Below are 1,826 nucleotides of genomic sequence, written 5' to 3'. Positions count from 1 at the left end.
CAGTTCTTCGTGTGTCAGCGGACGGTCACGGCGTATCTGGTTCGCATAACCAAAACGACTGGCTAGTCGCATAATTTGCTCCTTATCGGTGGTTAAGATTTACTGGTGTAATAAATGAAAAAGCCACGTCTCCCGGAGAAGACGCGGCCTGATGGGTGAAATGAATGACGTTTATTGTCTGAGAAGACCGTCACTGGCGAGCCGCGTATTAAGCACCTTTCCGGCATCGGGTTCAGAATTCCGGCAGCGCCAGCGTCGCTGACCTTCCGCGTTGCGGATAACCCGACGGAAATGCATTCCCGGGTCATCCTGGATAAACACATTGCGGTAAGCGGTTATGACAGCAACCGCCTGCCCGTATGAGAAAGATCCTTCAGCCAGGACATACTCTGTGTAACCCGGCATATCTGTTTTCTCCTGATAAATAAAAAGCCTCTGCCACGCGTTGTGACAGAGGCTGAAGCATGAAACTGACTTCAGGGATCAGTTAACGTTTTTTCCGGAAACGGTAATCAGCAGTGGATGGTAGTCCTGGGGATTGAAAACCGATAACGGCAGACTGACACGATGGCCGTTACTTTCTTCAGTTGCTTTAATGATTTCGGTTGTGGCGACATTTTCCACGCACTCCGTTTCCAGAAATGCGTCTGTGGTTCGCGTGGCATTACTGTCACCAAAAGCTTCCGTTTCCATTTTTCTGGTCACCAGCGTCTGACCATATTTGTCTTTGAGTTGCAGAGTGATGGTGAGGGGGCCAAATCCTTCATCGTTTCCGCCATTATCCAGCCGGAACTGGTAAGCACAAATATTTCCCGGGAGCCATATCGTATCTGTATTGCGTATACTGATGTAACGTTGATCCTGTGCCCGGAGTGGGGCAGACCACGTTAACCCCAGAATGAAGGCGGTAATCATGCAGGTTTTGAACAGGTGAATCATGGTATTTACCTCTCTGAGTCATGACGATGACACTGACAAATCAGGTGATAAAGCGTAAAAGGCGCAGAATAGCCGTTATGCCGGTAACTCCGGGGGTAATGCTTCTTCCAGCCGGTTAACCATATTGCCGAGATGGGATGCATCATATTCCATGACGGGGCGTTGCCTGATGATACTGACCACCAGTGGTTTGATTAACATATTGGTCGCGGCCCGTTGTTGAACCGCCCCGGGTTTCCTGGAGAGTGTTTTATCTGTGAACTCAGGCTGCCAGATCATCGTTTCCGATGGAAGCATAATAAGCTTTTTCTGCTTCTGCCGGAGGAGTATGGCCCAGCCTTTCCAGCAATCGTCGATTGTTATACCAGTCCACCCACGTGAGTGTGGCCAGTTCCACTTCTGCACGGTTTTTCCAGCTCTTACGGTGTATTACCTCCGCTTTGTAAAGACCATTGATGCTCTCCGCCATCGCGTTGTCATACGAGTCGCCTGTACTTCCTGTTGATGCCAGTAATCCGGCTTCCTTAAGCCGCTGTGTGTAGGCCAGCGATACATACTGAGAACCTTTATCACTGTGATGGACCGTGCCGGACGGTCGACGGGCCCATAACGCCTGCTCCAGTGCATCCAGCACGAATGTCGTTTCCATGGACGATGAGACCCGCCACCCCACGATGTATCCGGCAAACACATCAATGATGAACGCCACATAGACGAAGCCCCGCCATGTGCTGAGTAGAGTAAGAGGCAGGGCGTAGTCGGACTATTTCCCTGCCTCTCCTCCCCGAACCGGACGTGCACCTTTCAGCGCATCCGGCTCTCCATTTAAATGCTGGCGAACGCCATTGCCACTTCTGTAAAGCGCGATGTATACGTGTTTCTGGTCT

General features: G+C 50.9%; 3 protein-coding genes and 2 pseudogenes. All 5 read right to left on the bottom strand.

Annotated features, from left to right (window positions below):
• Positions 1-72 (bottom strand): hypothetical protein (locus G434_RS30750; protein ID WP_016249737.1); only part of this gene is annotated, 72 nt, incomplete at its 3' end.
• 99 nt (positions 73-171) lie between these two features.
• A complete protein-coding gene (locus G434_RS13470; RefSeq protein ID WP_001119729.1) occupies positions 172-405 on the bottom strand; it encodes a DUF905 family protein in 234 nt (77 codons plus the stop codon).
• Between the two features lie 78 nt (positions 406-483).
• Positions 484-939, bottom strand: coding sequence for an IrmA family protein (locus G434_RS13475; protein WP_000581504.1), 456 nt, complete (start codon positions 937-939; stop codon positions 484-486).
• Between the two features lie 75 nt (positions 940-1,014).
• Positions 1,015-1,164, bottom strand: a pseudogene (locus G434_RS30745) (hypothetical protein); the annotation flags it as partial.
• A 37-nt stretch (positions 1,165-1,201) separates the two neighbouring features.
• Positions 1,202-1,681 (bottom strand): annotated as a pseudogene (locus tag G434_RS13480) (IS3 family transposase); the annotation flags it as partial.
• Between the last annotated feature and the right edge of the window lie 145 nt (positions 1,682-1,826).

Origin of the sequence: Escherichia sp. KTE172, from assembly GCF_000408845.1 — a bacterium.
Classification (GTDB): Bacteria; Pseudomonadota; Gammaproteobacteria; order Enterobacterales; family Enterobacteriaceae; genus Escherichia; species Escherichia coli.
The sequence above is the reverse complement of the archived record's forward strand: the minus strand, read 5'-3'. Positions and strand labels throughout refer to the sequence as shown.